This window comes from Legionella stuttgartensis, from assembly GCF_977063405.2.
This window is the reverse complement of the sequence record NZ_CDRUHA020000109.1, coordinates 1-2,030: the sequence shown is the minus strand read 5'-3', so window position 1 is coordinate 2,030 and position 2,030 is coordinate 1. Positions and strand designations below refer to the sequence as shown.

Here is a 2,030-nt window from a genome sequence, read left to right as displayed (position 1 = left end):
GTTATGAGTGTATTATTATTTCCAGGTCAAGGATCACAATACAACGGAATGGGAAAAGAGTTATTTAAATTATTTCCTGAGATGGTTGCTGAGGCAAATCAGATCCTGGGTTATGACATTGAGCAAGCAGTATTCAGTGAGGTAATGAATCAAACGCGCTACACTCAACCGCTCATTTACTGTATTTCGATTATGGCTTGGCTTGAGAGAAAAGCCAATTTAAAAGTGGATATGGTATTGGGGCATAGTTTAGGCGAGTATGCGGCGTTGTATGTGGGTGGAGTTTTTGATTTTGCTACGGGATTGAGAATCGTTAAACGGCGCGCAGAATTGATGAATGAAGCTAAAGAAGGGGGCATGGCGGCAATTGTAGGAATCAGTGCGGCTAAAATTGAAGAGATTATTGAAAAAAATCGGTTGCCTTTGGTGATTGCTAATTATAATTCCCCATTACAAACCGTGATTTCAGGAACAAAGGAATCAATTGATGCAAGTTCCAAGTTATTCGTTGAAGGTCGCTTTATTCCCTTAAAGGTAAGCGGCGCATTTCATTCACCCCTGATGCATGGGGCTGCTGAAACATTTTATGCTTATCTCAAGGAATTTAAGTTAAATCCACCGCGATATCCCATCATATTAAATGCAACAGCGCGGGCACATGTGGATTGTTCAATCGAGATGCCTAAACTACTGAGTCAACAGTTAGTGAACCCAGTGTTTTGGCATCAAAGCATTGAATATTGTTTGGCTTTAGGATATTTGGACTTTGTTGAGCTTGGACCAGGCCAAGTATTAACTTCATTGTTGGATGCGATTCTGCACGACCCAGTAATAGCAAGTGCCGTCAACTGATTCCAGGGGTTCAGTAATTTGATGATGTTTGCGATACTCATCCACCGCCCTTTGACATTCAGTAAAGCCACCATAATCATCAATAATACAAATACCATTTTGCGAAAGTTTTGGGTATAAAGCGTTAAGTACATCCAACGTTGATTGATAAAAATCAGCGTCAATTCGCAAAAGGGCAATCTGTTCAATTTGCTCTTGCATTTGCGGTAAGGTGTCTTTAAACCAGCCTGGTATTAATTTTATTGAATCATCATGGAGATCATATCGTTTGAATGCTTCAAGAAGATCCTGATGAGAGGTTGAAATTAAGGATTCTTTTTTAATGTAGGTTAATGAATTGGCAAGCGCAAAAATCTTATTTAAAGTAGTTTTGTCATATTGTTCATTAGGAAAGGCTTCCATTACATAATTCGCCAGGCGTTGTTGGGATTTTTTAGGCAAAAGTGCTCGGATTTTTAATAAACTTTTAAGACGAATTAATTTACCATAAGAAGTCACTAAGGAACTTGATTCAGGAAATAAATCAGCACCCCAAACCTTCCTGGGGATCACATTCTGATCATCATAGACATTTAGACAGGCTTTCAAATACAATAAAGCACCACCTCGCCAGCATCCTGCCTCAACAATATCACCAACTACATGGTTGCTCGTTATATGTTTTATTGATTGCTCTATATTATCTAATCGTTTAGGACCAATTAGGGTTCTAACTTGGCCATTCGTCATAAATGACCTAAAGGCCTTGGCAGAAGCAATATTAAATTGCCAGTGATCTGGTTGCGAAGTGTCTAAAGAACCAGTAAGTGATTTTTTCATTACCGTAAGGTATTTTTCTGCGATTTTATGTGGTGAGTTCATTGTATCTTTTAAAGTAAGCCAACAGATTAAATTATGGATTAAGAATGAAGTGATTCATTTAATATTCCGCCCAGTTCCGGGAATTGGATTATACAGATTAACTCTTTGTTTTGTATTAATTAATATGCTTTGGGTTCTAAAATATTTGATTGGATCTTAAATTTTTTCAACCTACGACAGTGCTTTATGGACGTTATCCAGGGCTTTTAAAATAAAAAATATCTCAACCATTCTAGATACCGCGCATAAAGCGCGGTACGTAGGGAGAATACAACCAATACACTCTGAGGAGAGAGAGGCTAAGCTATTAGGGATGT

At 38.1% G+C, this 2,030-nt stretch carries 2 protein-coding genes; one reads left to right on the top strand and one right to left on the bottom strand.

Annotation, left to right across the window (positions count from 1 at the left end; all coding sequences use genetic code 11):
- Positions 1-3: 3 nt before the first annotated feature.
- Positions 4-852, top strand: a complete 849-nt coding sequence (gene fabD / locus ACWTEW_RS34955) for an ACP S-malonyltransferase (RefSeq protein ID WP_454782592.1) — start codon at positions 4-6, stop codon at positions 850-852.
- Here fabD and ACWTEW_RS34950 read toward each other — a convergent pair.
- On the bottom strand, positions 799-1,713 hold the full coding sequence (locus ACWTEW_RS34950) for a TylF/MycF/NovP-related O-methyltransferase (protein ID WP_454782591.1): 915 nt from the start codon (positions 1,711-1,713) through the stop codon (positions 799-801). The two genes, fabD and ACWTEW_RS34950, sit on opposite strands and share 54 nt — an antisense overlap.
- Positions 1,714-2,030: the final 317 nt, after the last annotated feature.